We start from the raw sequence: 268 nt of genomic DNA on the forward strand, positions 1-268 counted from the left end.
CTTCTATGAGGGGCTGGAGCGCACCAACGGGATCGCCGGGGAGGTCGCGGACCGGTTGTGGGAGAAGATCACGGCGTTTGCGGCCTATGGCTTCCCGGAGTCCCACTCGCAGTCCTTCGCTGCGCTCGTCTACTACTCCGCGTGGTTTAAATACCACTATCCGGCGGAGTTCTGCGTGGCGCTGCTGCGCGCCCAGCCGATGGGATTCTACTCGCCGCAGTCGCTGATCGCGGACGCCCGCCGCCACGGGGTGCGCATCCTCCCGGTG

General features: G+C 66.4%; 1 protein-coding gene. It reads left to right on the forward strand.

The annotated features are described in order from the left end of the window. On the forward strand, positions 1-268 hold a 268-nt coding region (locus QP968_RS11220), incomplete at both ends, for a hypothetical protein (RefSeq protein ID WP_284856472.1).

It is taken from the genome of Corynebacterium sp. MSK041 (assembly GCF_030232265.1).
In the GTDB taxonomy this organism is placed as follows: domain Bacteria; phylum Actinomycetota; class Actinomycetes; order Mycobacteriales; family Mycobacteriaceae; genus Corynebacterium.